This is a genomic window from Ruminococcus sp. (assembly GCF_019417665.1).
GTDB lineage: Bacteria > Bacillota > Clostridia > Oscillospirales > Ruminococcaceae > Ruminococcus_C.
In genome coordinates, this window is the sequence record NZ_DXUU01000041.1 from 1 (window position 1) to 26,965 (window position 26,965).

A 26,965-nucleotide genomic window follows, 5' to 3' on the forward strand; every position below is an offset into this window, starting at 1 on the left:
AAAAAAAAAAAAAATTCAAACCCGCCATATCTGTATTGACTATAAAGATGAAATGCAGCCATACGACAGAATGGCAAAAGAGCCGCTTTCGCAGGAAAGGTATGTGAAATTGCGGGAAGAAATGGACGACTGACGTATAATGATTTATACAACAGTTTCATGGAAAAACGAAAAGATGCAGCAGATGAGTTTGGTCGCATACGTTTGAGGATTTCAAAACTGGGAAATCAAAAAATTATTCTATTTGCATTATTTTTTTGAATATAAATGAAACGAAATAGAAGAAAAAAGCTTTCGCAAAAGGCAACCTTTTGCGAAAGCTTTTTTTATTTTCAATTTTTGTGATAGCTTATGCGAATCAACTTCTACATTATACTACAAAAGCTAAGAAAATGCAATAGAAAAATGATATAATTATGAAATACAAAGAAAAATCGTCGTAGTGTATGGAAAAGCAAATTTATTGTATATGGAAATGTACAAATTGCTATTTTTCTACCATTTTGCTTTTCCTCTTCATTACATAAAAATTAGAAACTACAAAATATGGAGGATACAACATGAATCTTTATCACCGCAAAGACGGACGCTGGGAAGGCAGGATCACCAAAGCCAAAGAAAAAAATGGGAAACGTCATTTTTTCTATTTCTTTGGAAAAACAAAAGACGAGGTTATTCAAAAAATGCAGAAAAAGCAAAAGAAAGCACCAGAGCATACTGCACCAACGGTCACATTTTCCGATGCCTTTCAGAAATGGCTCCAGAATATCCGGCTTTCTATCAAGGAATCTACTTGTTCCAACTATATGATGAAGGCACAAAAGCATCTTTTACCGACATTTGGAACAATGAAGCTGTGTGAAATATCCGCAGATGAAATCTATGCTTTCATTGCTCAGAAACAGAATGCTGGACTTTCTAATCGTTATATTTCGGACATTTTGGTACTGTTAAAGTCGATTTTCAAGTATAGCACTCGTATCTATCACACTGCTAACCCGATGACAGGAATCGCACCATTAAAGAAAAATGCTCCTGAAATTCAGATCCTGTCACAGAATCATGCCAAAGAACTACAGCATATGCTTGTAAAAAAAGCTTTTGTACCTTCTAATCTGGGTATTTTACTCTCCATGGCAACTGGAATACGCATTGGAGAACTCTGTGCTTTACAGTGGAATGATATTGATCTGGAAAAACGAGTTTTGACCGTCAAGAAAACCATTCAGCGTATTCAATGCCCCGATCAGCTTTCCAAAACAAAGTTGATCTTAACGGAACCGAAAACAGAGAGTTCCAAGCGGACTGTTCCCATTCCGGAATATATGGCTGACATCTTGAAAGCACATACCAGAAATGGCGATGCTTTTCTGGTATCTGGAAAAGAACGCCCGATGGAGCCTCGCACTTTGCAATATCGCTTTGCACGAATCCTGAAAAACGGAAAACTGCCGTCAATTCACTTTCATGCACTGCGGCATATGTTTGCCACCAATTGTATTCAGCTTGGGTTTGATGTGAAAACACTTTCGGAGCTTTTAGGGCATGCTTCGGTAGAAACCACGCTGAATAAGTATGTGCATTCTTCTTTTGCCCAAAAGGCAATGCTGATGGATCGACTGCATCTGTTCGTATAATCTGCTCGAAATATCGCAAAAGGTTGCCTTTTGCGATATTTCAGACAAAATAAAGCGAGGATTGGACAGGCGATGAAGAAAAGTTACACAATAAAAGATCTGATTTTTTTGATGCTGGGACATATTTGGTGGATCGTCGCGGCAGCAATTGTAGGAGCCGCAGGTACTTTCGGTGTGTCCTACTTTGTGATACCAAAAGAATACCAGTCCAATATCTCTATGTACGTTAAAAACAGTGAAAATCAGGAACAGCAGCAACAGGGCATCAATAATAATGACCTGACTGTTTCCAAATCGCTGGTAAGTACTTATATTGTCATTCTGAATAATGATGTGGTAATGGATGAAGTGGGTTCTAAGTTACAGGAACACTATTCGGAAGAAGAACTACAGCAGTATTTCACCGTGAAAAATGGAAAGATCACGGATTCCAGTCTGAAAAGCTGTTTTCAGATGACAGCAGTAGATGAAACAGAAGTGCTGAAAATCACAGCAACTACAAAAGATGCAGCACTTTCTTCAGAACTGTGCAATATTATGGCAGATGTAGCACCGGATTTTTTGATTCGGGTTGTCGGAGCAGGTTCTGTTGAAAAAATTGGAGATGCAAAGGTGTATGACACACCAGTTTCTCCGAACGTGACGAAAAATACAGCGATAGGCTTTGCAGCAGGCATTATGCTTGCGGTTCTGGTGATCCTGGTGATCGATTTCTTTGACAATACTGTCAAGGATACCACAGAACTAAATGAGAAATTCCAGAAGCCGATTATCGGAGAAATTCAGAATATCGGCGGAAAAGTGAAGAAAAAAGATCGGGGTACTTCTGCGGATCGAAAGAACAAGCTGATTTACAACAATCCAAATATTCCTTTTAATATTCTGGAAACCTATAAGTCCTTCCGTTCATCGCTGAACTTTCTGGTTTCTACCAGTGAAAACAAGATCGTTGCTGTAACCAGCTCCAATCCAAGTGATGGTAAGTCTGTAACAATTGCAAATCTGGCAACTGCCATGTCCGAAACAGACAAAAAAATCTTGCTCATTGACGCAGATATGCGAAAGCCGGTACAGCACAAGAATTTTCACCTGTCCAATAAGATCGGTCTTTCTAATGTGATCACCGATGAAAAATTGCTGGATAAGGCAATGCACAAGCAGGTCATTGGCAATCTGGACATTCTGACTGCCGGAACGATTCCGCCGAATCCCTCAGAACTGCTGGCATCCAAGCAAATGGCGGAGCTGTTGGACAAGCTGAAAGCACAGTATGATATGATCCTGGTAGACTGTGCCCCGATTAATATTGTTTCCGACGTTGCAGGCCTGGCAAATTCCATTGCCGGCGTTGTCATGGTCGTACACTATGGGACAACGACTTTTACAGAACTGGAAGATGCACAGAAACAGCTGGAACTGGCAAACTGCAATATTCTGGGCTTTGTACTGAATGAAGTACAGCATAAGCATGGTACTGGTTATTATTCCAACTACAAGTACAAATATAAGTATAAGTACAATTATAATTATCATTATGGCAGTGAAAAGGCAGCAGCAGCTCCGAAAGAAGCTGCACCGGAACATGTAAAGGATGAGGAAGATGCTGACGGATTGTCATAATCATATTCTGCCGGAAATGGATGACGGCAGCAAAAGCGTAGAAATGTCTGTGAATATGCTGCAAATGATGCAGAAACAAGGCATCACACGAGTGCTCGCAACACCGCATTTTTACTGTCACCGGGAGAAAAGTGTCGCATCCTATCTGGAACGGCGACAGCGAAAATTTGAAAAACTGATGGAGGCAAATCCGCCCATTTCAAATATTCTGTTGGGTGCAGAGGTGGCAATTGAAAAAGGATTGTGTGATACGCCGGAGATTGAAAAGCTGGCGATCGAAGGAACAGACCTGATCCTGCTGGAATTGCCCTATGCACCGTATCAGGATTGGATGGAAGAAGAGATCGACAACATTGCAATGACATATCACCTGACACCGATTCTGGCTCATGTGCACCGATATTTCGATTGGTACAGCAAAGCACAGATCAAGCAGATGATGAGTTTGATACGATCTTTCAGATCAATGCAGAGGCATTTGAAAGCTTTTCGCAGCGAAAAATTGCGAAAGAAGTGATCCGGCGGGAACTTCCTTTTTTATTTGGTTCAGACTGTCATAATCTAACAGATCGAAAGCCAAATTTTGATTTACTGCAAAAAAAGGTAAAGTCAGAAGTTTTGGAAAAATCGAATGCGCTGCTGGAGCAGCATTTACAGAAAGCATAAACTATAGGAGAATATTGGGGAATCAGAAAGACATGATCGGGGTAAAAGCAAGAGATATACATTTTGAGCAGGGACTGCGGGAAATAGAGGCGTATGTCGCACAGCATGGCACGCTTCAAGATCTTTCCAGAGATTACCGCACACCCAGTGGATTTGCTTTAGGTGCATTTGTATTCTTGGAAATTTACAATTATAAAAACTGTAATCCCAAAATGGAGCAAAGAATCGAACCGTTACAGAATGCTGGTTTGGACTGGGAACAGGTCACAAACTGGGAGTATCGAATGCGTTTGATCGTAAAAGCTTATCAGGAGCAGGGAAGGCTTCCGGAATCTGTCCTCTATCACGGAGAGAATCTGATGGATTGGTTTCGGGAACAAGTGCATCTGTATGAAACAGACATTGAAAAGCTGGGATATAGTCAGGTGAAGATGCTTTCGATGGTAGACGGTTGTCCGGCTTTGACATTGGAAGAATACCGGGAACGTCGGTGGGACATGCTCTGTACACAGATGCAGCAATACCAAAAAGCAGACGGGACACCGGATCTGGAAAAGTTGGAGCAAAATATAAGCCTGGAAAAGTGGTATAAGAAGCAGATTCGTGCTTTTCGGGATGATAAGCTATCTCCGAAACGAGCCAAAAAATTGATGGCAGTAGGCATGACAAAAAAATATATGTTAAATGCCATAGAAGAAAATCATCGGACAATTTCCAAGTTCTATTATTCCTGGGAATCCTATTATCAGGAATTGGTACAGTATCGGGAAAAATTCCAGAATGTCAATGTGCCAAGAAGCTATGCCTCAAAATATGGCATGAAACTGGGAAGATGGCTGTATGTGCAAAAGTCTCTGATGCGTTCCGGAAAGTTAGATCCGGAGAAAGCGGAAAAGCTGATTGGAATCGGCGTGATTCAGAGTGCGGAGGGAGAGCAATCGTGGCGAAAAAATACCGTGCCTGCAAAGTTTATTATCAAGTACATCATGATCTGAACGTTGCATTTGATTATATCGATGAAAACGGAATCTCCATTGGAAAATGGTTATACACGCAGCGAGAGGGATATCAGACAGGTAAGATCAGTCAGGAACGAATCGATCTGCTGAATCAGATCGGAATGATCTGGTGAGTTATGTGGGGAAAAAGAAAGATGAGGCGATAATATGCATTTTTGGATTGGATTACTGTTGGGAATACCAATCGGCTCTACATTAGGTATAGGCTTATTTGCACTAGTTATCGCCGGAAAAAAGAGATGAATAGATTCAGGATGTTCTGGTAGGGGGAGACAACATGAAGGAACTTGTAAAGAAGTTTCAATTCCGAAAGATCGTGCTTGCAGTTGCAGATGGTTTTATTGTCGTGATTGCAGCGCTATTGTCCAATTTTGTTCTGACAGAATTAGGGCATGGCATTACACAGCATAGTATGGTGATCTCTATTATCGTCAGTGTGTTTTGCTGTGTTGCAGCACAATTTGTATTTGGTGCTTATGGAAAGCTATGGCGTTATTTCAATGCAAAGGACTACTTGTCCTGTGTCTATGGCATCGGAACAGGAATTCTTGCGGCAAGTATTTTCGTATATGTGATTCGTGGAAATTTGCCGGTACTGTACGCTGTACTGCATGGTTTGACTGCGATTGCAGGTGTATGTCTATTCCGCTTTGCATTTAAGCAGACTTTTGTAGAACTCATCAGCTGCGGTCGGAACGAAGCCAAAAAGAATAAGCTGACCATGATCGTTGGCGGCGGACGAGCTGCTAAAATGCTGCTGGGAGAAATTTTTCAGGCACAGGAATGCCCGAATCAGACAGAAGTTCCCTATCTTCCAGTTTGCGTGATCGACGATGACACGAGTAAAATCGGAACCAAACTGCGAGGCGTTCCAATTGTCGGCACTACCAATGAGATCAAGAAGTATGTCGAGCAGATGCACATTGAACAGATCATCTTTGCGATTCCCTCTTGTCTGGAGGATGAGCGAAAGCGGATTCTGGATATTTGTGCAAAGACAGAGGTGCCAGTCAAGGTCATTCCGTTTATCAGCGATCTGATCTTTGAGAATATGGACAACAAGCAGACACTGCTCAATCAGATTCATGATATTAAAGTAGAAGATCTGTTGGGAAGAGAACCGATCAAGTTTGACAATGCAGACATCCGAAATTTTATTCGTGGAAAGGTTTGTATGGTAACTGGTGGAGGCGGCAGCATTGGTTCGGAACTGGTGCGGCAAATTGCAAAGTATATGCCGAAGCAGATCATTATCGTGGATATTTACGAGAACAACGCCTATGATATTCAGCAGGAACTGCGAATGGCGTATGGAAGTGATCTGAATTTCATCACATTGATCGCATCGGTACGGGATTATTTCCGTATGAATCAGATCTTTGACAAATATCGCCCGGATATTGTGTTCCATGCAGCAGCACACAAGCATGTGCCGCTCATGGAGGACTCCCCTATGGAGGCAATCAAAAACAATGTGATCGGAACATTTAACACTGCGACTCTGGCACAGTATTACGATGCCGAGAAATTTGTGATGATCTCCACAGACAAGGCGGTCAATCCTACCAATGTTATGGGAGCATCCAAGCGTTGCTGTGAGATGATTATTCAATATCTGTCTCAGACACATGACGGCAAAACAGAATTTGTGACAACACGGTTTGGCAATGTTCTGGGGTCAAATGGTTCTGTGATCCCTCTGTTCAAGCGTCAGATCGAACAGGGCAAGCCAGTAACGGTAACGCATCCGGATATTATCCGCTACTTTATGACGATTCCGGAAGCGGTGAGTCTTGTGATGGAAGCAGCAGCGATTGCAGACGGCGGCGAAATTTTCGTTCTGGATATGGGAAAGCCGGTGCGGATCGTAGCATTGGCAGAAAATCTGATCCGGATGTATGGCAAGCGCCCGTATCAGGATGTGGACATTATTTTTACAGGGCTCAGACCTGGCGAAAAAATTAAAGAAGAACTGCTGATGAATGAAGAAGGCTTGCGGAAAACCTCCAACAAGCTGATCTTTATCGGCAAACAGATCGAAATTGATGCTAAGCAATTCCTGAGAAAATTGGATAAGCTACGTGAGGCAGCGGAACAGAATGACGAGGAAGTTGCTGTACAAGCATTGCACGATATGGTACCGACCTTTGTGACACCGGAAGAATTTAATCGGAAGGCTTTGGTAAAAGCGACAGGATGAACATTTTTATGTGAAGCAAAATGAATTTTAGGATTCGATCATGGAGTGAGATAAAATGGATTTACAACCATTCAAAAAGAAAATCTGGCTTTCATCACCAACAATGCACGGCGATGAACAGAAATGGGTAAATAATGCATTTGAGAAAAACTGGATTACAACAGCCGGTGAAAGAGCAATAATATAAATGGGATTGTGTTGGAAAACGGGAGAAATGACTGATTTATAGTTTGATTTATGCTTGAATCCAGCAATATCGCATAAATTTCCGTTGAAAAATCGTTTGTATCACTAATGCTCTTTATGTGGTGTTTTAGAAATGGGATATGGCTTAATATGCACCTTCGGGTGAAATTCATAGAATAGGGATGGATAAAATGAAACCATTTGAAAAGAAAATCTGGCTTTCATCTCCGACAATGCACGGCGATGAACAGAAATGGGTAAATGATGCATTTGAGAAAAACTGGATTACAACAGCCGGCGAAAACGTTGACAGTGTAGAGACTCTGGTTGCAGAGAAGATCGGCTGCAAGTACGCAGTTGCACTCTCATGCGGTACAGGTGCTTTGCATCTTGCAATCAAACTTGCCGGTGAAAAGCTCTATGGGCAGGCAAAACCGAATGCTGGAACACTTCAGGGACATAAGGTTTTCTGTTCTGATATGACGTTTGATGCAACAGTAAATCCTGTTGCATATGAGGACGGTGAGGCTGTTTTCATCGATACTGAGCGTGACACATGGAATATGGACCCTGTTGCACTGGAAAAAGCATTTGAAATTTATCCTGATGTGAAACTGGTCGTTCTTGTTCATCTCTATGGAACGCCTGCCAAGCTTGATGAAATTATGGCAGTCTGCGAAAAGCATAACGCTATTCTCGTGGAAGATGCTGCGGAATCCTTTGGTGCTACTTATAAAGGCAAACAGACAGGCACTTTCGGAATAGGTAATATCATCAGCTTTAACGGAAATAAAATCATCACAGGGTCTTCAGGTGGTATGTTCCTGACAGATAATAAAGCTGATGCTGATAAGGTGAGAAAATGGTCTACACAGAGCCGTGAATCTGCTCCCTGGTATCAGCATGAAGAAATCGGATACAACTACAGAATGTCAAATATTATTGCCGGTGTTGTTCGTGGACAAATTCCGTATCTGGAAGAACATATTGCACAGAAAAAGGCAATCTATATGCGATATAAAGAGGGTTTCAAAGGTCTTCCAGTCCAGATGAATCCTTATGATGAGAAGAACAGCGAACCGAATTTCTGGCTTAGCTGCATGATCATCAACAAAGAGGCAATGTGCAAACAAGTCAGAGGCGAACAGAATGCTCTCTATATTTCCGAGAGTGGAAAAAGTTGTCCGACTGAGATTCTTGAGACACTTGCAAAATATAACGCAGAAGGCAGACCAATTTGGAAGCCGATGCATATGCAGCCTATCTACAGAATGAATCCGTTTGTGACTGTGAATGGCAATGGAAGAGGTCAGACGAATGCCTATATCGCAGGTGATCTGGAAGATGTCGGAGCAGATATTTTTGAAAGAGGTCTGTGTCTGCCGTCTGATAATAAAATGACAGCGGAGGAACAGGATGTAATTATTCAGATAATCAGGAGTTGTTTTGACTGATGTACGCAAAATACATAAAGAGAATACTGGACTTTGTTCTGAGCCTTTGTGCATTGATCGTGCTGTCGCCGTTACTGCTGATACTGATTCTCCTTGGTGCTGTTTTTATGGGCGGTAATCCGTTCTTTACACAGCAAAGACCTGGAAAAGATGAGAAAATCTTCAAGCTGATCAAGTTCAGAACAATGGATAATCGTAAGGATAAAAATGGCAACTTGCTCCCAGATGATGTCAGACTGAATAAGTATGGCAGGATTCTGAGGAGTACAAGCCTTGATGAATTGCCGGAGCTTGTGAATATTCTTGTGGGGGATATGAGTGCTATTGGTCCGAGACCCCTTGTTCCACAATATTTGCCATATTATACAGATAAAGAAAGGCATCGTCATGATGTAAGACCAGGATTAAGTGGCTTGGCTCAGATTAATGGAAGAAATGGCCTACAATGGGAACAGCGATTTGAATATGATTTAGAGTATATTGACAATATCTCTTTTTTGGAAGATTTAAAAATTGTTTTTCTAACTATAAAAAAGATTATAAAGAGTGAAGGAATAGTGGTAAGAGGAACAGGAATTACTATCGATTTTGATAAGTATCGTCAAATGCAAATGGAGGAACGAATGAATGATATTAAAAGATGATGTTGTTTTATTACGTGCCATAGAAGAAAGTGATGCCCATATTCTAATGAATTTGATTAATGATCCTGAAGTTGAAAACTCTGTTTTTGGTTGGTCGTATCCCGTTTCACTGTCATCTCAAAAGAAATGGATTTTGAATATTTCTGATGATACCACAGTTCGTTATATTATTGATGTTGATGAAGAAGCCGTTGGTGTTGCTATAATTTCATCGATAGATATGAAAAATCGTACATCAAATATGAATATTAAATTATTGAAGAGTGCGAGAGGGAAAGGTATTGCAACACGTACACTTAGTTTAATAATTAGATATTGTTTTGATGAATTGAATATGCATTGTTTAACAGCGAATGTAATTGAAAGAAATGAGAGCAGTCGTAAACTTTGGATAAAATTAGGCTTTAATGAAGATGGAATACTAAGGCAAAGAATCTATAAAAACGGTGTATATCATAACATAGTTTCGTATTCTTTGTTAAAGGAAGAGTATTATGGGAGAAATAGGTAGTGAGTTTTATTATTCAGAAACCAAACATGTAAAAGCAAACAGTGCATTATGTTGGGGGAATTGTTTTAATTTTGTTTTCTCAGGAAGAACAGCAATCGAAACTGTACTAAGAAACGAAAAAAATGTAAGAAAGGCAATGCTTCCTTCGTATTGTTGTGATTCAATGATAGAACCATTTAGACAAGCTGGAATAGAAGTATGCTTTTATCCTGTATATTTTGATAAGAATATAACATTCAAAATAGATATTCCAAATGATGTAGATTGTTTATTATGGTGCAATTATTTTGGTTTCAAGCTATCAATGCCCTATTTAGATGAATTTAAAGAAAGAGGTGGAATTGTCATTGAAGATATAACACATAGTTTTCTTTCAATGAAGCAATTTCATAAAACAAGCGATTATCTTGTAGCCTCTCTAAGAAAATGGGAACCAGTTTTATGTGGAGGATATTTTGCAGTAAGAAAAAGTATAGCACTTGATTTCGAATTAGAGCAACCACCTGAAACTTTTTTGAATAAAAAAATGAAAGCTATGAAAATGAAAGGGCAATATTTATCTGGAGATTCGGATATTGATAAATCCACTTTTTTAAATGCTTTCTCTGAATCAAATGAATGGCTCGCAAAACACTATTCGTGTTTAGCTATTGATGAATATTCAAGGAAAATTTTGCTAAATGTTGATTATCAAAAGCAACGTAAAATAAGGATAAGTAATGCAAGGATATTATATAAGGGGTTAGAATTCAATCAGGATGTTAGTTTTCTTTTTCCTATTGATAGTATGGACTGTCCTTTATTTATTCCTGTTGTTATTGCACCTGGAAAACGCAACGCAATAAGAAAAAAATTGATAGATAATCAGATATACTGTCCTGTCCATTGGCCACATCCAAGTGCATCATGCCAATCTAATCTATATGAAATGGAATTGTCGTTGATTTGTGATCAGAGATATAGTGAAGATGATATGCAAAGAATTGTCGATGTTCTGAATAATTGAAAAGAGGAAAAAATATGGGTAAAACAATTTTAGTAACGGGAATTGGTGGATTGACACCACGTTCAATTACAACAATTATTAGAAAGAATCATCCTGATTATAGAATAATTGGTTGTGACATAGATAAAAAAGCTATTGGCTTTTTTATGACAATAAAAAACGAAAAAAAATTAGTAGATGAATATTATGTTTGTCCACGTTGTGATTCAGAAGATTATTTTCCTTGGATAGAAAAGCTTGTTTCTGAAAAAGATATAGACTATGCCTTTGTACAACCTGAAGCAGAGATTGTTAAATGGGGAGATTACTATGAAAAGAATGGTAGGTATCCGTGTCCTGTGTTTATGGGTTGTAAGTTACTTTCTGAATCCTTAAGAGATAAGTCTATAATGGCAGATCTCCTTGAAGGCACTGAGTATATACCAAAGACAATTAAAATTACGCAGGATAATCCGCGTTTTAGTGATGTTGAGAAAGAAATTGGTTTTCCTTGTTGGATACGTGCAACAGAAGGAACTGGTGGACTAGGCTCTCTTAAATTAGATGATATAAGCAGTTATAAAAGTTGGTTATTTATAAATTCAAAAATTCCTGAATTTACAGTTAGTGAATTTCTTACTGGTCGTCATTTGGCTAATGAGATGCTTTATTATAATGGTGAGTATGTAAAAGGTGCGGCACTTGAATGTGTAGAATATGTAATGGCAAATACAGCACCATCACATGTAACTGGAAATACACATTTTGGAAGATTTTTAAATGAAGATAGAATAAATGAATTTTGTGATAGTTGTATAAAATACTTGGAGAAAAAGCTTGGCGTTCCAGCTCATGGTATCCTTTCTTTTGATTTGAAGGAAGATAAAGATGGAAAAATGAAAGTGACTGAAGTAAATATTCGTCATATGGCATATGCAGGTGTCATGGCACATGTTGGATTTGATCTCATAGAGGATACTATAAAGATTATTGAAGATGGTAATGCTGATCGTGTGGAGAGATTACCATTTTATCATTATGAAAAACCATATGTATTTCTTCGAGACGTTGATGTTGAACCGATTATTTTGGAAAGTGAATCTATTTTTGATGTGGGTGAGAATTTATCATGAATATATTAATTATAGCAAATTTTTGCCGTGATTTTTCAAAATCAGATAACGGTAGATTTATGTATCTATGTAAGGAACTTTCAAAAGAAAATGATGTTGAGATAATTACATCGAGTTTTAGTCATGTATCAAAAAAAACAAAAAATCCTCTTACACATAATTGGTCGTTTAAGATAACCTTTCTTCACGAACCTGGTTATAAAAGAAATATTAGTATCAAACGTTTTATGAGTCATCATAAATGGGGAAAAGAAGTAAAAAAATATTTAGAAAATCGAAAGAAACCAGATGTGATATATTGTGCTGTACCTTCACTTACAGCTCCATCAATTGCATCTGATTATTGCAAAAAAAATGATGTTAAATTTGTAATTGATATTCAAGATCTGTGGCCTGAAGCATTTCAAATGGTATTCAATCCACCTATACTCAACAAAATTGTTTATGCACCATTTAAAAGGCTTGCGGATAAGATTTACAGTAATGCAGATGGGATTTGTGCTGTTTCAAATACATATGCAAATAGAGCAATGTCTGTAAATTCAAAATGCAAGAACAGTCACGTTGTCTTTCTTGGTACAAATCTTGATACTTTTGATAAAAATGTCATTGAGAATCCTGTAGACAAGCCCGAAGGTGAAATTTGGATTGCCTATTGTGGAACTCTTGGTGCAAGTTATGATTTAACCTGTGTTATTGATGCATTAGCAATAATTAAAGAAAAAGGACTAAGTGTTCCAAAGTTTATTGTAATGGGTGATGGACCAAGAAGAGTAGAATTTGAAGAGTACTCCAAAAAGAAAAATGTTGATTGTATTTTTACTGGAAGATTAGCTTATCCGAAAATGTGCGGCCTTTTGTCTGCTTGTGATATGACAGTTAATCCCATTGTAACTAGGTCAGCCGGAAGCATTATAAACAAACATGGTGATTATGCTGCTTCAGAATTGCCTGTCATTAATACCCAGGAATGTCAAGAGTACAGAGATTTGGTTGATGAATATAAGATGGGATTTAATTGTGAAAATGGTGATTCAAGAGAAATTGCTGAGAAAATAATTTTGCTTGTTAATGACTCAACACTTAGAACTAACATGGGTGGAAACGCACGAAGATGTGCTGAGGAAAAGTTTGATAGGAAAAGTTCATATCAGTTATTAATCGATTGTATACTGGGGTAATAAAAAATGAATATTTTGTTTATTTCCAATTTGAGTGGATTATCATTTGCAGGTCCAACTTATAGTGTTCCGAAGCAAATTGAGGCACAGACAAAAGTTGATAATGTATTTTGGTATAATGTTACTGTTAAGGGAAAAGAGGAATGGAGATCATTATCTTACTATCATGATTTAACCGAATTTCCTGATGAATCCATTTATAGTTTGCCTGAACCGTTTAATAAACCGGATATCATAATTGTTGAGCAGTTCTATAATATGGCGAGAAACAACATCAGAAAAGAGCTTGTTAAAGGAAAAATCCCATATATAATTATTCCTCGTGGTGAATTCACACATCAGGCTCAAATGAGAAAAAGAATGAAGAAAAGATTAGCTAATCTGTTTCTATTCAGAAAATTTGCGAGAAATGCTTCAGCCATTCAATACTTAACTGAACAGGAGTACATAGATTCAGGTGACGAATGGAATTCAAAACACATTGTGATTCCTAATGGTATTGATATTCCAGCTAACGTTAAAAAAGATTTCTCTAGAGATGGTATAAAGTGTATTTCTATAGGAAGAATTGAACCATATCAAAAAGGTTTAGATTTATTGATAGAAGCTTGTTCATTGATTAAAGAAGATCTTTTTAAGGAAAATTGTACTATTACAATTTGTGGTCCTGATAGAGAAGGAAAATTGGAAGCATTAAAAGAAATGGTGACTGAAAAGGAACTGCAAGATATTATTCTTTTTCATGAAGCTGTATATGGAGAAGAAAAAGAAAAAATGTTGCTTGATAGCGATGTTTTTGTAATACCATCTCGTTTTGAAGGACATCCTATGGCATTGATAGAGGCTCTTTCTTATGGATTACCTGTTATTGCAACAACTGGTTCTAATATGAGAGATGATATTGATAAGTATAATGCTGGTTGGACAGCTGATAGTAATGTTGAAAGTATAGCTGATACATTTAAGAGGATGATTGATAGCTTTAGTGATGTAAAGAAATATAGTATAAATTCTATAGAATTATCAAAAAAGTATTCTTGGAAATTGATTGCAAAGATGCAAAACATGAAAGATAACTCGATTGTTTATTATGGTAGGAAATAAATGTATATTGTTGGTAGATTGATAAGCTTATTTATTTATTTATTTGTATTAATTATCTTTTGCGATTTAATTGCAAAGAGTAAAAACAGCAAAGAAATAAAACGAATATTGTTGATATATATATTAGTTTTAGGAATTATGGGCTATTTCTTTATCCCACATACTGGGGCGGATTTGTATAGATTACTTAATACAATGAAGTATTATTCTGATGGAAATTTAATTACTATAAAAGATAAGGTATTAAAATCATCTACTCCTGGAACTGGATTATATCTTGGTCTGATTGGAAAGATACACAATGATAATTTTTTGCCAGCAATATCCGCCATTATTACATTTTCATTTTGCTTCTCGATATTAAAAAGTGAATCAAACGAAACTGATGCAAACCCCATGTATATAGCATTGGCTTTATTTTCGTTTATGTCGCGTGGATTGATGATGCAGATAATTAGTAACATCAGAACAATTATGGCGTTATCAATATGTGCTTTTTGTGTTTATATAGAATTCTACAAAAAAAAGAAGTTGATTTTTATATTTCCACTATATATTTTAGGGGCATCTCTTCATGTTATGGGACAAGTCGTTCTTTTATATAGAATTATATTTTTAATAATAGAAAAGGCTAAAAATCCAGTACAAGTAATTTTCAGATTAATATGCTCAGGTGTTTTATGTGGTGTAATTTGGATTTATGGACAAAAATATATATTGGCATTATTTGAAAAGGGAGATAATTATGTGTCAATTGCTTCTTCTGGAGATGGCTATACCTATGTTTGGGAGAGAATTTTGAGTGTGATGTCTCTATTGTTGACAATTTACTTTTTGAAAAAGTTTTTTGGATATAAAAGAACGTATAACAAAGAATTTTCAAACGATGAACCAACTTTAAGTCTGGTTAGATATATATGTCCTTTGATTATTATTGATGTAATTATATTCTTTATTGAGTTTAATTTCTTTCTAAGATTAAGCTGGTATATTTGCATCTTAACAATGCCATTGATGATTTCAACATTTAAATTAGTAAATAATGAGAATGAAGAAAAAACACTTAAAGAAAATACGGTTGTATATTGCACATTAATGCTTGCTTTAGCTTGTGCCAGAGGTGATTTGTGCAGTTTGAAATTTTTTGAATTGTGAGGCTAATCATGAATAAGTATTCTTTATTAAAATTCATTCCAGACAAAACATATTTAAGATTTATGTACTATAAGCATTTTAGAAAGTGGGTGTCTTTTAAGAATCCTCAAACTTTTAATGAAAAGTTGCAATGGTTAAAGCTTTACGATAGAAATCCTGTTTATACAATTATGGTAGATAAAATTGGGGTCAAAAGATTTGTTGCAGGTAAGATTGGGGAAAAATATGTTATCCCAACTTTGGGAGTGTATGATTCTATTGAAGATATTGATTTTGATGAACTTCCAAATCAATTTGTTTTAAAGTGTAATCATGATTCAAAAAGTGTTTGTATCTGTAAAGATAAAAACTCTTTTGATATTGAGAGGGCAAAAAGGTTTTTAGAACCAAGATTGAAGGTTAATGGATATTGGTATGGTCGTGAATGGCCATATAAAAATGTTCCAAGAAAGATTATTGCCGAAAAGTATATGGAAGATGAAAAATTTAGAGAACTAAGAGATTATAAGATTTATACTTTTAACGGAAAAGCTAAATTTTGCATGATAAACACGGATAGAGGTACAAATACAAGAGCAGATTATTTTGATGAATCTTATAATTGGCTCGATTTTACATGGGGCTATCCTCATGCAGATGTTAAACCTGAGAAGCCTGTAAATTATGAGAAGATGTTTGAACTTGCTGAAAAGCTCGCAACGGGTACTGCAACATTAAGAGTTGACTTTTATGAAGTAAGTGGGCAGATTTATTTTGGGGAACTTACTTTCTTTGATGCAAGTGGTTTTGATAAAATAATTCCGGAAAGTTATGATTTGAAATTTGGAAATTGGATAAACCTTCCCGATAAGAGAGGATAATTTAATATAATGGCTGGAAGAGGTAAAAAATTAGCACTAAATACAGTAACTTCACTGATCTTGCAGTTTGTAACTGTGATATGTGGATTTATATTGCCACGTCTGATACTTGAGTCCTTTGGTTCAGATGTCAACGGGCTTGTAAACAGCATCACGCAGTTTCTTGGAGTGATAACTCTACTAGATTTAGGCGTTGGTGCTGTTGTGCAATCAGCGTTATATAAACCACTGGCTGAAAATGACACTGATATGATCAGTAAAATATATGTGTCAGCGAATAAATTTTTTAGAAGACTTGCCGAGATTCTGCTTGTTTATGTAGTATTGCTGATGATATTTTATCCGCTGATTGTTAACAAGAGTTTCGGTCATATGTATACCGCATTATTGATTGCAGCGATATGCATCAGTTCTTTTGCACAGTACTATTTTGGTATAGTAAACAGCTTGCTATTAAATGCGGATCAACGTGGATACATTCAGTATACAGCACAGATCATTACACTGATTCTCAATACAATAGCTTGCTATATTGTGATTAAGTTAGGTGCATCTATTCAAATAGTAAAACTAACAACATCACTCATATTTTTGATTCGTCCGTTTTTTCTTGTTCTTTATGTAAAAAAACATTATTCGATAAACAGAAAAATTACATATACTGAAGAGCCTATCAAGCAAAAATGGAATGGAATGGCTCAGCATTTTGCAGCTTATGTCCTTGGAGGAACAGATAATATTGTATTGACTTTGTTTTCAACGCTTGCAAATGTCTCAATTTACTCTGTCTATAATATTGTAATTCTTGGAGTGAAAAATGCACTTTTGTCAATGACGAATGGATTTCAGTCGCTCATAGGAGAGATGTTAGCAAAAAAAGAAACGAAAAAGCTTAATAATTTTTTTGGCTATGTTGAGTGGATCTTGCATACTGGTACAACATTAATTTTTGGTTGCACGGGAGTTTTGCTTGTTAATTTTGTAAGGGTGTATACAAATGGAATTAACGATGCTGACTATATTCAGCCATTATTTGCGGTTTTAATAACGGTGGCAAATGCAGGACACTGCCTTAGACTTCCTTATAATATTTTAATTTTAGCCGCAGGACATTATAAGCAAACACAGAGTAATTACATTGTAGCAATGATTTTGAATATTGTTATTTCTATTGCGACTGTAAAAATATGGGGACTTATCGGTGTGTCCATTGGTACTTTGGTAGCTATGGCATATCAAACAGTATGGATGGCAAGATATGATTCAAAGAATATCATTTGTTGGCCGTTTAAAAATTTTTTGAAGCAGTGTGGGGTGGATGCGATAACTGTAATTATCGCAAATCTTGCAACTTTTAAGATACCAATGTTGTCTGTTTCTTATGTTTCGTGGTTCTTACTTGCTTTTGAAGTATTTGCGATTTGGCTTGTTATAGCAGTTTTAGTAAACGTTGTTTTTTATCGAGAAAGAATATCATCTATGTTTAAGAGGATAAAGGGGAAATTTGTAAAATGAAAACAATCTTAATCACCGGCTCAGCCGGTTTTATTGGAAGCAATCTTGTAAAAGAGCTTCTGAAAACAAATGAAGCAATAAATATTATTGGTTTTGACAGCGTAAACGACTATTACGATGTATCCATAAAGGAATATCGTCTTAGAGAAATCGAGGAACTTTCGAAAACAAAACCTGATTGCAAGTATACATTTATCAAGGGCAATCTTGCAGATGGGGCATTGATTGAGAAGATATTTACAGAATATAAGCCTGATATTGTTGTAAATCTTGCCGCACAGGCAGGGGTGCGATACAGCATCACAAATCCTGATACATATATTGAATCGAATATTGTAGGTTTCTATAATATTCTTGAAGCTTGCAGAAATCACCCTGTGGAACATCTGGTTTATGCAAGTTCATCGAGTGTATATGGTGGTAACAAGAAAGTTCCGTTTAGTACAGACGACAAAGTGGACAATCCTGTTTCACTTTATGCCGCAACGAAAAAATCAAACGAATTAATGGCTCATGCCTACTCAAAGCTGTATAATATTCCGTCAACAGGACTTCGCTTTTTCACAGTTTACGGTCCGGCAGGTCGTCCTGATATGGCATACTTCGGATTTACCAATAAGCTTGTAAAGGGTGAAACAATCAAGATTTTCAACTATGGTAACTGTAAACGTGACTTTACATATGTTGATGATATCATTGAAGGCGTAAAGCGTGTTATGATGAGTCCGCCTGAAAAGAAAAATGGTGAAGACGGATTACCGATACCGCCATATAAGATCTATAACATCGGAAACAACAACCCTGAAAATCTCCTTGATTTTGTTCAGATACTCAGCGAAGAGTTGGTTCGTGCAGGAGTTCTGCCGCAGGCTTATGATTTTGATGCACATAAGGAACTTGTGCCAATGCAGCCAGGCGATGTACCGGTCACATATGCCGATACAAGTGCATTGGAAGCAGACTTGGGATTCAAACCGAGTACAAGCCTTCGAGAGGGACTCAGAAAGTTTGCTGAGTGGTACAAAGAATTCTATTTAAAGTAGGTTGATTATGGATAAAATATTAGCAAAAAAACAATTGGACAACTGCTATTTCATCAAAACTGTTTTGATGATAATAATAGTATTTTATCATAGTATTTTATTTTGGAGTGAATCATGGTTAACAGAAGTTACGCCGGTATTTGAATCAAAAAGTTTAGCTGTTATTTCAAGTTGGTTGAATTCGTTTCATGTGTATGCTTTTACACTGGTATCTGGTTATATCTTTTATTTTTTGAAAAACGAAAAAAAAGAAATATAGTGAATTCAAACCCTTTTTGTATAACAAAATAAAAAGACTAATAGTGCCATATATCTTTGTAAGTGTATTGTGGGTTATACCAATTACCAATTATATCTCACATTATACATTATCAGATATACTAAAAAAGTATTTTTTAGCGACATCTCCGAGTCAATTATGGTTTTTATGGATGTTGTTCTGGGTATTTATATTTGTATACTTGCTGAATAATTATATTTGCAAGAGCATAATTATGACAACTTTTATTTCCATTTTTTCATATGGACTAGGTTCAGTAGGACTGATGTTGAATATAACTAATTATTTTTGTATATGGTATTCGCTCAGGTATTTTACATTTTTTATTATTGGAATGAGATTAAGACAACATCGTGAAAGTATAACAATGAGAGTCCCATTAACGATATATATACTGTTAGATATAGTTTTGTTTATTATATGTCAAATTATTAAATCGTATGAAGGCGTTATTTTCAAATTGCTATTGAGTGGATTGAATTATACTTTGAATATTTGTGGAGCATTTGCTGCTTTTTACGGCTTGCAAACGTTGGCGAATAAGATAAATTGGCAAAACAATAAAATATTTAAGGCATTATCTTCAAAATCAATGCCAATATATTTGTTTCATCAACAGATAATTTATTTTACTATTTTATTGTTTAATGGTAAAGTTAATCCTTATATAAATTCAATATTGAACTTTGTAATTGCATTAACATTTTCTTTTACTATAAGTTATGTTATGATGAATTTTAAATTAACAAGATTTTTGCTTGGAGAGAAGTAATAAAATGGAGGATTTTTATGAAAATCGCAGTCGCAGGAACAGGATATGTAGGTTTATCCATCGCAACACTACTCGCACAACACAATACCGTAACCGCAGTAGACATCATACCCGAAAAGGTAGACCTCATCAACCACAGAAAATCGCCGATTCAGGACGATTACATTGAGAAGTACCTTGCGGAAAAGGAACTTGACCTGACAGCGACACTTGATGCAGAATCGGCATACAAGGACGCAGATTTTGTAGTCATTGCTGCACCGACCAACTATGACAGCAAGAAAAACTTTTTCGATACCAGTGCGGTAGAAGCAGTCATTGACCTTGTGATGAAGTATAACCCGAATGCCATTATGGTCATCAAGTCCACAATTCCGGTTGGATATACGCAGTCTGTCCGTGAGAAAACAGGCAGCAAGAATATCATTTTCAGCCCTGAGTTTCTCCGTGAATCCAAGGCACTCTATGACAATCTCTATCCGTCCAGAATCATCGTGGGAACAGATATGGACGATGAAAGACTGGTAAACGCTGCCCATACTTTCGCAGGACTTCTCCAGCAGGGTGCGATCAAAGAGAATATCGACACACTGTTTATGGGATTTACGGAGGCAGAGGCAGTCAAGCTCTTTGCCAATACCTATCTCGCACTCAGAGTGTCATATTTCAACGAACTGGACACCTATGCGGAGATGAAAGGTCTGAACACACAGCAGATCATCGACGGCGTGTGCCTTGATCCTCGTATCGGAACACACTATAACAACCCTTCTTTCGGTTATGGTGGCTATTGTCTGCCGAAGGATACCAAGCAGCTTCTTGCAAATTATGCTGATGTGCCGCAGAATATGATGTCTGCAATCGTAGAGTCAAACAGAACCCGTAAGGACTTCATTGCAGACAGAGTTCTTGAAAAGGCAGGTTATTACGATTACAGTAAAAATAACGACTGGAACGCTGATGCGGAAAAGCAGATCGTGATCGGCGTGTATCGTCTGACGATGAAATCCAACAGTGATAACTTCCGCCAGTCCTCGATTCAAGGGGTCATGAAGAGAGTGAAGGCAAAGGGTGCAGCAGTCATCATCTATGAACCAACACTCAAGGACGGCGAAACCTTCTTTGGAAGCGTTGTTGTCAACGACCTTGCAAAATTCAAGGAAATGTCTGATGCCATCATTGCAAACAGGTATGATTCCTGTCTGGACGATGTAGGGGAGAAAGTCTACACCAGAGATATTTTCAGAAGAGACTAAAAGGAGCAAATCATGTGCGGAATTGTTGGGTTTACAGGAAAAAATGAAGCAGCACCGATCCTGTTGGACGGTCTGTCTAAACTGGAATACAGGGGCTATGATTCAGCCGGTATCGCAGTCAGAAACGGCGATGCGGAACCGGAAATTGTCAAGGCAAAGGGTAAGCTGAAAGTCCTGAAAGAGATGACCAATGACGGCAAAGCGGTTAAGGGCAATTGCGGTATCGGTCACACTCGCTGGGCAACACACGGTGAACCGTCTGCTACCAATGCACATCCCCATTGCAGCGATGATGAAAACGTCATTGCAGTACATAATGGCATAATCGAAAACTATCAGGAACTCCGTGAAAAGCTGGTCAAAAAGGGCTATACCTTCAAATCTCAGACCGATACCGAAGTCGCTGTCAAGCTGATCGACTATTACTACAAGAAGTATCTCGGAACACCGGTAGATGCTCTGAACCATGCACTTGTCAGAATCCGTGGCTCTTATGCCCTTGCAGTTATGTTCAAGGAATATCCTGGTGAGATCTACGCTGCCAGAAAAGACAGCCCTATGATCATCGGTGTCACAGGCGGTGAGAGTTATCTCGCTTCTGACGTTCCGGCAATTCTGAAGTATACCAGAAATGTCTACTACATCGGCAATCTGGAACTTGCAAGACTGACCAAGGGTGAAGTGACATTCTATAACCTTGATGGTGAAGAAATTCAGAAAGAAATGAAAACCATTGACTGGGATGCGGAAGCCGCAGAAAAGAGCGGCTACGAGCATTTTATGTTAAAGGAAATTCACGAACAGCCGAAAGTGGTCAGAGATACTATCAATTCTGTTCTGAAAGACGGCAGCATCAGCTTTGAAAGCGTTGGTCTGACGGATACAGAGATGCAGAACATTCAACAGGTGTATATCATCGCCTGCGGTTCGGCGTATCATGTGGGTATGGCGGCACAGTATGTTCTGGAAAAGCTGACCTCTCTGTCTGTCCGTGTGGAACTTGCATCGGAATTCCGCTACAGAGAAATGCAGCTTGCGAAAAACAGCCTTGCCATTATCATCAGCCAGTCAGGCGAAACCGCAGACAGCCTTGCAGCACTTCGTCTTTGCAAGGAAAAGGGCGTGAAAACCCTTGGTATTGTCAACGTAGTAGGTTCGTCTATCGCAAGAGAAGCAGATAACGTGTTCTATACGCTTGCAGGGCCGGAGATCTCCGTTGCTACCACAAAAGCATATAGCTGTCAGCTTATCGCTGCTTATCTCCTTGCTATGCAGTTCGCCAAAGCAAGAGGGGAGATCACAGAGGAGCGATTTGCAGAGCTCACAGCGGAAATCAATACCATTCCTGAAAAAATTGAAAAGATCCTGGAGGACAAAGAACGTTTACAGTGGTATGCCTCTAAGATCGTTAACATCAAAGATGCTTTCTTCATCGGTCGTGGCATTGACTACGCCATTGGTATGGAGGGCAGCCTGAAACTGAAAGAGATCAGCTATATCCATTCTGAGGCATATGCCGCAGGTGAACTGAAACACGGCCCGATCAGCTTAATTGAGGACGGTACAGTGGTATTCAGCGTTGTGACTCAGTCGGCACTCTATGAGAAAACAATCAGCAATATGGTAGAGGTAAAGAGCCGTGGTGCAAAGCTGTTCGGACTGACAACATACGGCAATTACAACATGGAAGATGTTGCGGACTTTACCGTGTATATTCCGAAAATCGACAACCTCTTTGCAGGCAGTCTTGCTGTAATTCCACTGCAATTGCTGTCCTACTATGTCTCCGTAGGCAAGGGATTTGACGTGGATAAGCCGAGAAATCTTGCCAAGAGTGTGACTGTTGAGTAAGCGGAAAGCACTGCTCATTGCAGTGTCTTTGATATATATATTTATCGTTCTGTGGCTGACCCTGATCGACAGGCAGTGGGGAGAACGCAGGGCGATGCTGACACCATTCTGGGAACTGCGTGAACTTCTCACAACAGACAGAAAGCTCTACTGGACACAGCAGATCGGGTGTAATATTCTCATGCTGATGCCCATGGGATTTCTGCTCCCATGTCTGCATCAAAAGTTTCAGAGATTTTTTGCTGTATTCCTGACAGCACTTTTGTTCTCTGCTTTTATTGAAATCACGCAGTATTTCACCGGCAGAGGACTTTGTGAGTTTGACGATGTGTTCCACAATACGCTGGGCGCTTGTATGGGGTATTGGGGTTGGAAAAAAATAAAACCTTGAGGAAATCAATCTTCAAGGTTTTTTGCTGTATGATATCAGTACACAAACTTTTCCGTCCCGCCAAATTTTACCTGACATCTTTTCTTGCAGAAGCTGATGCCATACTTGGAAACGTTTCTATAAAGTTCATTCTTTAGTGTTGTGATGTATTTCTTCTCTTCAATCTGCTTCAGAGCCTCATCGCATTTTGCAGACATATCTCTGAATTCCTTTGCAATTTTGAATTCCAGTATTGCTGCATATTCAGCGTCCGAACGTTGTTTGATAACCAGATCAAACCGTCCTTCGCCAGATTCCACATTGGACTGCACTTCGTAATCTGCAAAGCCTGAAACAAGTCCTGTCACAAATCCGTGATAGTAGCTTTCCTTTTCATCATGACAGCTGATTGTTTCAAGAAGCCACTTTCTCAGCAAGCTTTCCAACTTCTCCGGTTCTCCATGAATAATGGATTCAAGGATATCCGTTCTGCTGTCCGCATTGATTTTCTTCTCAAACCAGGCACGAATTGTATTTTTATAGATACTTCGGATCTCCGTATTCGGGATCACCATGTTATAATAGGTCTCATCACCGACGGTTTCATAAGAGATCACTTTCAGATAACCGGTAAACAGCAGAAAACTCCAGATATATTCACTGTTAATGTCTATGGTTCCATACGTCACATCTTCATAGATCTGTGCTCTGACAGGTGTACCGTTTATCAGTTCCTCAATGGTATTCTTCGTTCTGTCGTTGGATTCTTCGATCAGACGCTTGACAATTTCGTTGGAACTGGTGTTGGACCAGTAAGGCTTGCACGGAACAGAATCTTTTTCAACCGCTTCCGAGATATAATTCAATACGCTCCATGGATTATATATTTCAACATCATTGAATTTATAGCCATCATACCAATGCTTAATGTCTGAAGATTTGTTTGTTAAATGGTAGTATTCAAGAACATTGTCGATTTCTTCCTGCGTGAATCCAAAGCTGTCATCAAATTTTGTACTCATGATTGAAAACATCTGAAGATTATTAAGTCCCGTGAAAATACTTTCTCTTGAAACTCGCAGGCATCCTGTCAAAAATGCACGGTCAAGGGAAGCATTTGTTTTCAGTGCTGATTCAAATACGGAACGGATCAGATTTACCATTTCTGTATAGAACCCCTGATGAAATGCGTTTTCAAGCGGAACATCGTATTCATCTATCAGAATGATAACTTTTTGGTTGTATGCAGTTGCAAGCAGCTTTGAGAGAAAGCAGATCGAGGTGTTGTAATCACTTTTATCCGCTTTCAATTCAAGAAATCTTGTCAGCTTATCCAAATCGGTTTTTTCGATTGCAGAACTGTGAAACAATATATTTTTATGCCGGAGCATCTCATCCCGTATCAGTTCCTTGAAAACATCAAAGGATTCCGCAAAATTCGCTTGTTTCATGCTCTTCAGAGAAATGCTGATGACAGGGTAATGTCCCTGATATTTCATATATGCAGGATATGTCGAGATTTTCAATCCGTCAAACAGATAGGCGTTGCTTTCCTCCGTCTTTTCAAAAAAGCGTTGCAGCATACTCATGTTCAGCGTCTTGCCAAATCTCCTTGGTCGTGTAAATAAACCGATCTTTACCTGACTTTCAATAAGTTCCTTTATCATCAAAGTTTTGTCAACAAAGTAATATTTTAAATCTATTACTTCTTTGAAATCTTCTATGCCGATCGGCAGTGGTTTTTTTTCCATATCCCTCACCTCAAAATCTATGTGAAAATCTTTGTTGTAACCATTATATCATAAACCCACTCGGAAATCAACTTGATTTCATAGAATTTTTCATCGGAACGGGTAATTTGAGAACTTGTCCACATAGAAAAAATATGATAAAATAAAGAGTATGAGATATACAAGTAATTTAACAGATGAACAGTGGAAGCAAGCAGATAAAGGAATACTTTCCACAATGACCCCCCCACTAATCCACCACATATTTCGTAAGTTTTCCTTTTCCAACTGATTTTATCAAATGCTCCGCACACATTTCTTTCAGCAGCTTATATGATGCAGTAACTTTTAATCCCGTTATTTTTTCTGTTTCCAGACGGCTTATAGAGCCATTCTCTTTGATATACGCCATAACAAGTGCAGAAACATCTGATTCTGGCGTGTCATCTGCAATAGCATTCATATTGGGTAATGTCAATCGAAAAGCTCCGGCTGCTGATTCAAAGATTGGTTTTTGGGAAAGATCTTTATAAGCACGGCGGATTTTCCCGATTCCTGTTCCGTAGCTTTCGATCAGCTTCATTCGATAGAATACGGCGGCAAGATTTGGATTTCTGGATTGAGAGACACCCATGTAAATAGCGTCCATTGACAATCCCTTTACAAGTCCGCCGAGAGACACAAATTCAATGCGGTCATCATAGATATTGACAAGTGTGCTTGCACTAAAAGAGTAATCCCGGTGCACAATGCAGTTGAGGAGTGCTTCTCGCAAGGCCTCTTCATCGTAGTCCCTTTTGTCAATACGATAAAGTCCCTTTATGGTCGACTGCATCTTGTTATATCGATCAATCGCTTCGTACATTTCGTCCAACTGTTTTAGTACCGAGCCTGAAAATTCTTTTCGGTCACGAAATACGACCTTGTCTGTCCCTTGAAAAACAGCAAGTTTTAGGGTGTGTTCACATTGATCGGAAAGCAAAAGTGCAAGGTTCGTGTATAGTCCATCCTCTCCGATCAGGTGTAATGTTCTAAACTGAGATACTCCTATGTCCAGTTTCCGTTCTTTCATTTTTTCCGTGAAAGAAGTGAAAGAAAGCTCCTGATTCATCGAACGGCACGTTTCATAAGAAATCCCACTTGTCTGGATGATAAGTTCACGAATCGCCTCATCACTGACAGGCTGTGACGAGGAACTTTTTCGTACATATACACCCGATGGCTTTAGCCCTTTGTCCGAAAGATAGTACGGTTTGTTCGTACCCGTGGCTACTTCGATTTTGACAATATTTTTCCCTTCTAGTTCTACACTGAAGATTTTCACAAATGGCATAACATCGGGCTTTATTCCGTCTTTTAAGGCGTTTGATGTCTGTGTCATCACAGAATCAAGGTGATCCAGACCGACCACTTTTCCATCATCAGATATGCCGATATATATCGTCCCACCATCTGTATTGGTAAAAGCAACGACTTCTTTTTTTACGTCATTTACATAGACTTCCTTGAATTCAGTATTGCTGTCTTCTAAAAACATATGATTCATTCCTTTCTTTCTCTTTCTTTCACTTGCTTTCGTTTCTTCCACAAGTATAGCATAAGAAATAGAAAAAGTCAAGCATTTCTTCTGCAGTCAATCTTATGGTTTCACGCAGGAATCGATCTATGCAAAAAGCATCATGATGTCAACTGCTCACAATGCCTGCTCAAAAATTTTCGGTGTATTCAATCTGCTTTATTTTGGTTCATCCAAAAAGTAGTCTATAAAGTATATACAAAAGTAAAAAGATATG

General features: G+C 38.1%; 23 protein-coding genes and 1 pseudogene. 22 read left to right on the forward strand and 2 right to left on the reverse strand.

What is annotated here, in order from left to right; all coding sequences use genetic code 11:
• Nucleotides 1-560 precede the first annotated feature (560 nt).
• The 22 genes and pseudogenes from QZ375_RS10470 to QZ375_RS10570 all read left to right on the forward strand — a co-directional run bounded on the left by QZ375_RS10470 (nt 561) and on the right by QZ375_RS10570 (nt 23,463).
• Entirely contained in the window at nt 561-1,637 is a 1,077-nt protein-coding gene (locus tag QZ375_RS10470) for a site-specific integrase (protein ID WP_295218780.1), read from the forward strand.
• A gap of 72 nt (nt 1,638-1,709) precedes the next feature.
• On the forward strand, nt 1,710-3,257 hold the full coding sequence (locus QZ375_RS10475) for a polysaccharide biosynthesis tyrosine autokinase (RefSeq protein ID WP_295218782.1): 1,548 nt from the start codon (nt 1,710-1,712) through the stop codon (nt 3,255-3,257).
• Nucleotides 3,238-3,774: a CpsB/CapC family capsule biosynthesis tyrosine phosphatase gene (locus QZ375_RS10480; protein ID WP_295218785.1), complete on the forward strand. Its 537-nt coding sequence runs from the start codon at nt 3,238-3,240 to the stop codon at nt 3,772-3,774. Before QZ375_RS10475 ends, QZ375_RS10480 begins: the two co-directional genes overlap by 20 nt.
• Before the next feature lie 181 nt (nt 3,775-3,955).
• Nucleotides 3,956-4,918, forward strand: a complete 963-nt coding sequence (locus QZ375_RS10485) for a helicase associated domain-containing protein (RefSeq protein WP_295218788.1) — start codon at nt 3,956-3,958, stop codon at nt 4,916-4,918.
• Nucleotides 4,864-5,055 carry a helicase associated domain-containing protein gene (locus tag QZ375_RS10490; protein ID WP_295218790.1) on the forward strand — a complete coding sequence of 64 codons (192 nt, stop codon included), beginning with the start codon at nt 4,864-4,866 and terminating at the stop codon, nt 5,053-5,055. Before QZ375_RS10485 ends, QZ375_RS10490 begins: the two co-directional genes overlap by 55 nt.
• Before the next feature lie 164 nt (nt 5,056-5,219).
• Nucleotides 5,220-7,142, forward strand: coding sequence for a nucleoside-diphosphate sugar epimerase/dehydratase (locus QZ375_RS10495; RefSeq protein WP_295218792.1), 1,923 nt, complete (start codon nt 5,220-5,222; stop codon nt 7,140-7,142).
• Between the two features lie 55 nt (nt 7,143-7,197).
• On the forward strand, nt 7,198-7,329 hold the full coding sequence (locus tag QZ375_RS10500; RefSeq protein WP_295218795.1) for a hypothetical protein: 132 nt from the start codon (nt 7,198-7,200) through the stop codon (nt 7,327-7,329).
• Between the two features lie 190 nt (nt 7,330-7,519).
• A complete protein-coding gene (locus QZ375_RS10505) occupies nt 7,520-8,782 on the forward strand; it encodes a DegT/DnrJ/EryC1/StrS family aminotransferase (protein WP_365728876.1) in 1,263 nt (420 codons plus the stop codon).
• Entirely contained in the window at nt 8,782-9,426 is a 645-nt protein-coding gene (locus QZ375_RS10510; RefSeq protein ID WP_295218801.1) for a sugar transferase, read from the forward strand. Before QZ375_RS10505 ends, QZ375_RS10510 begins: the two co-directional genes overlap by 1 nt.
• Entirely contained in the window at nt 9,410-9,937 is a 528-nt protein-coding gene (locus QZ375_RS10515; protein WP_295218804.1) for a GNAT family protein, read from the forward strand. The genes QZ375_RS10510 and QZ375_RS10515 overlap by 17 nt, the downstream gene beginning before the upstream one ends.
• Nucleotides 9,921-10,943 (forward strand): hypothetical protein, encoded by a 1,023-nt coding sequence (locus tag QZ375_RS10520; protein WP_295218806.1) that lies wholly within the window; start codon nt 9,921-9,923, stop codon nt 10,941-10,943. Before QZ375_RS10515 ends, QZ375_RS10520 begins: the two co-directional genes overlap by 17 nt.
• A gap of 14 nt (nt 10,944-10,957) precedes the next feature.
• Nucleotides 10,958-12,055, forward strand: a complete 1,098-nt coding sequence (locus tag QZ375_RS10525; RefSeq protein WP_295218808.1) for a hypothetical protein — start codon at nt 10,958-10,960, stop codon at nt 12,053-12,055.
• Nucleotides 12,052-13,236 (forward strand): glycosyltransferase family 4 protein, encoded by a 1,185-nt coding sequence (locus QZ375_RS10530; RefSeq protein WP_295218811.1) that lies wholly within the window; start codon nt 12,052-12,054, stop codon nt 13,234-13,236. Before QZ375_RS10525 ends, QZ375_RS10530 begins: the two co-directional genes overlap by 4 nt.
• Nucleotides 13,237-13,242: 6 nt before the next feature.
• Nucleotides 13,243-14,340 (forward strand): glycosyltransferase family 4 protein, encoded by a 1,098-nt coding sequence (locus tag QZ375_RS10535; RefSeq protein ID WP_295218814.1) that lies wholly within the window; start codon nt 13,243-13,245, stop codon nt 14,338-14,340.
• Nucleotides 14,341-15,495: an EpsG family protein gene (locus QZ375_RS10540; RefSeq protein WP_295218817.1), complete on the forward strand. Its 1,155-nt coding sequence runs from the start codon at nt 14,341-14,343 to the stop codon at nt 15,493-15,495.
• Between the two features lie 8 nt (nt 15,496-15,503).
• Complete coding sequence (locus tag QZ375_RS10545; protein ID WP_295218820.1) at nt 15,504-16,355, forward strand: ATP-grasp fold amidoligase family protein; 852 nt, start codon at nt 15,504-15,506, stop codon at nt 16,353-16,355.
• 9 nt (nt 16,356-16,364) lie between these two features.
• The gene (locus QZ375_RS10550; RefSeq protein WP_295218821.1) at nt 16,365-17,870 is read left to right on the forward strand and encodes a sugar isomerase; all 1,506 of its coding nucleotides are present in this window, start codon (nt 16,365-16,367) and stop codon (nt 17,868-17,870) included.
• The gene (locus QZ375_RS10555; RefSeq protein WP_295218824.1) at nt 17,867-18,913 is read left to right on the forward strand and encodes an NAD-dependent epimerase/dehydratase family protein; all 1,047 of its coding nucleotides are present in this window, start codon (nt 17,867-17,869) and stop codon (nt 18,911-18,913) included. Before QZ375_RS10550 ends, QZ375_RS10555 begins: the two co-directional genes overlap by 4 nt.
• Before the next feature lie 260 nt (nt 18,914-19,173).
• Nucleotides 19,174-19,965: pseudogene (locus QZ375_RS14300) on the forward strand (acyltransferase); the annotation flags it as partial.
• Between the two features lie 17 nt (nt 19,966-19,982).
• Complete coding sequence (locus tag QZ375_RS10560) at nt 19,983-21,221, forward strand: nucleotide sugar dehydrogenase (protein ID WP_295218826.1); 1,239 nt, start codon at nt 19,983-19,985, stop codon at nt 21,219-21,221.
• 12 nt (nt 21,222-21,233) lie between these two features.
• The gene (gene glmS, locus QZ375_RS10565; protein WP_295218829.1) at nt 21,234-23,072 is read left to right on the forward strand and encodes a glutamine--fructose-6-phosphate transaminase (isomerizing); all 1,839 of its coding nucleotides are present in this window, start codon (nt 21,234-21,236) and stop codon (nt 23,070-23,072) included.
• Nucleotides 23,065-23,463 (forward strand): VanZ family protein, encoded by a 399-nt coding sequence (locus QZ375_RS10570; RefSeq protein WP_295218832.1) that lies wholly within the window; start codon nt 23,065-23,067, stop codon nt 23,461-23,463. Before glmS ends, QZ375_RS10570 begins: the two co-directional genes overlap by 8 nt.
• A 35-nt stretch (nt 23,464-23,498) precedes the next feature.
• Here QZ375_RS10570 and QZ375_RS10575 read toward each other — a convergent pair whose 3' ends face one another.
• A complete protein-coding gene (locus QZ375_RS10575) occupies nt 23,499-25,193 on the reverse strand; it encodes an AAA family ATPase (protein WP_295218834.1) in 1,695 nt (564 codons plus the stop codon).
• A gap of 229 nt (nt 25,194-25,422) precedes the next feature.
• Nucleotides 25,423-26,709: an RNA-binding domain-containing protein gene (locus QZ375_RS10580; RefSeq protein WP_295218837.1), complete on the reverse strand. Its 1,287-nt coding sequence runs from the start codon at nt 26,707-26,709 to the stop codon at nt 25,423-25,425.
• Nucleotides 26,710-26,965 lie beyond the last annotated feature (256 nt).

Excerpts from the sequence above, each read along its gene's own strand:
- QZ375_RS10525 (WP_295218808.1), top strand. The coding sequence starts at position 10,958 with ATGGGTAAAACAATTTTAGTAACGGGAATTGGTGGATTGACACCACGT.
- QZ375_RS10475 (WP_295218782.1), top strand. The coding sequence starts at position 1,710 with ATGAAGAAAAGTTACACAATAAAAGATCTGATTTTTTTGATGCTGGGA.
- QZ375_RS10505 (WP_365728876.1), top strand. The coding sequence starts at position 7,520 with ATGAAACCATTTGAAAAGAAAATCTGGCTTTCATCTCCGACAATGCAC.
- QZ375_RS10480 (WP_295218785.1), top strand. The coding sequence starts at position 3,238 with ATGCTGACGGATTGTCATAATCATATTCTGCCGGAAATGGATGACGGC.
- QZ375_RS10550 (WP_295218821.1), top strand. The coding sequence starts at position 16,365 with ATGGCTGGAAGAGGTAAAAAATTAGCACTAAATACAGTAACTTCACTG.
- QZ375_RS10530 (WP_295218811.1), top strand. The coding sequence starts at position 12,052 with ATGAATATATTAATTATAGCAAATTTTTGCCGTGATTTTTCAAAATCA.
- QZ375_RS10545 (WP_295218820.1), top strand. The coding sequence starts at position 15,504 with ATGAATAAGTATTCTTTATTAAAATTCATTCCAGACAAAACATATTTA.
- QZ375_RS10495 (WP_295218792.1), top strand. The coding sequence starts at position 5,220 with ATGAAGGAACTTGTAAAGAAGTTTCAATTCCGAAAGATCGTGCTTGCA.
- QZ375_RS10520 (WP_295218806.1), top strand. The coding sequence starts at position 9,921 with ATGGGAGAAATAGGTAGTGAGTTTTATTATTCAGAAACCAAACATGTA.
- QZ375_RS10470 (WP_295218780.1), top strand. The coding sequence starts at position 561 with ATGAATCTTTATCACCGCAAAGACGGACGCTGGGAAGGCAGGATCACC.
- QZ375_RS10540 (WP_295218817.1), top strand. The coding sequence starts at position 14,341 with ATGTATATTGTTGGTAGATTGATAAGCTTATTTATTTATTTATTTGTA.
- QZ375_RS10500 (WP_295218795.1), top strand. The coding sequence starts at position 7,198 with ATGGATTTACAACCATTCAAAAAGAAAATCTGGCTTTCATCACCAACA.
- QZ375_RS10535 (WP_295218814.1), top strand. The coding sequence starts at position 13,243 with ATGAATATTTTGTTTATTTCCAATTTGAGTGGATTATCATTTGCAGGT.
- QZ375_RS10580 (WP_295218837.1), bottom strand. The coding sequence starts at position 26,709 with ATGTTTTTAGAAGACAGCAATACTGAATTCAAGGAAGTCTATGTAAAT.
- QZ375_RS10515 (WP_295218804.1), top strand. The coding sequence starts at position 9,410 with ATGATATTAAAAGATGATGTTGTTTTATTACGTGCCATAGAAGAAAGT.
- QZ375_RS10560 (WP_295218826.1), top strand. The coding sequence starts at position 19,983 with ATGAAAATCGCAGTCGCAGGAACAGGATATGTAGGTTTATCCATCGCA.
- QZ375_RS10575 (WP_295218834.1), bottom strand. The coding sequence starts at position 25,193 with ATGGAAAAAAAACCACTGCCGATCGGCATAGAAGATTTCAAAGAAGTA.
- glmS (WP_295218829.1), top strand. The coding sequence starts at position 21,234 with ATGTGCGGAATTGTTGGGTTTACAGGAAAAAATGAAGCAGCACCGATC.
- QZ375_RS10555 (WP_295218824.1), top strand. The coding sequence starts at position 17,867 with ATGAAAACAATCTTAATCACCGGCTCAGCCGGTTTTATTGGAAGCAAT.
- QZ375_RS10510 (WP_295218801.1), top strand. The coding sequence starts at position 8,782 with ATGTACGCAAAATACATAAAGAGAATACTGGACTTTGTTCTGAGCCTT.
- QZ375_RS10485 (WP_295218788.1), top strand. The coding sequence starts at position 3,956 with ATGATCGGGGTAAAAGCAAGAGATATACATTTTGAGCAGGGACTGCGG.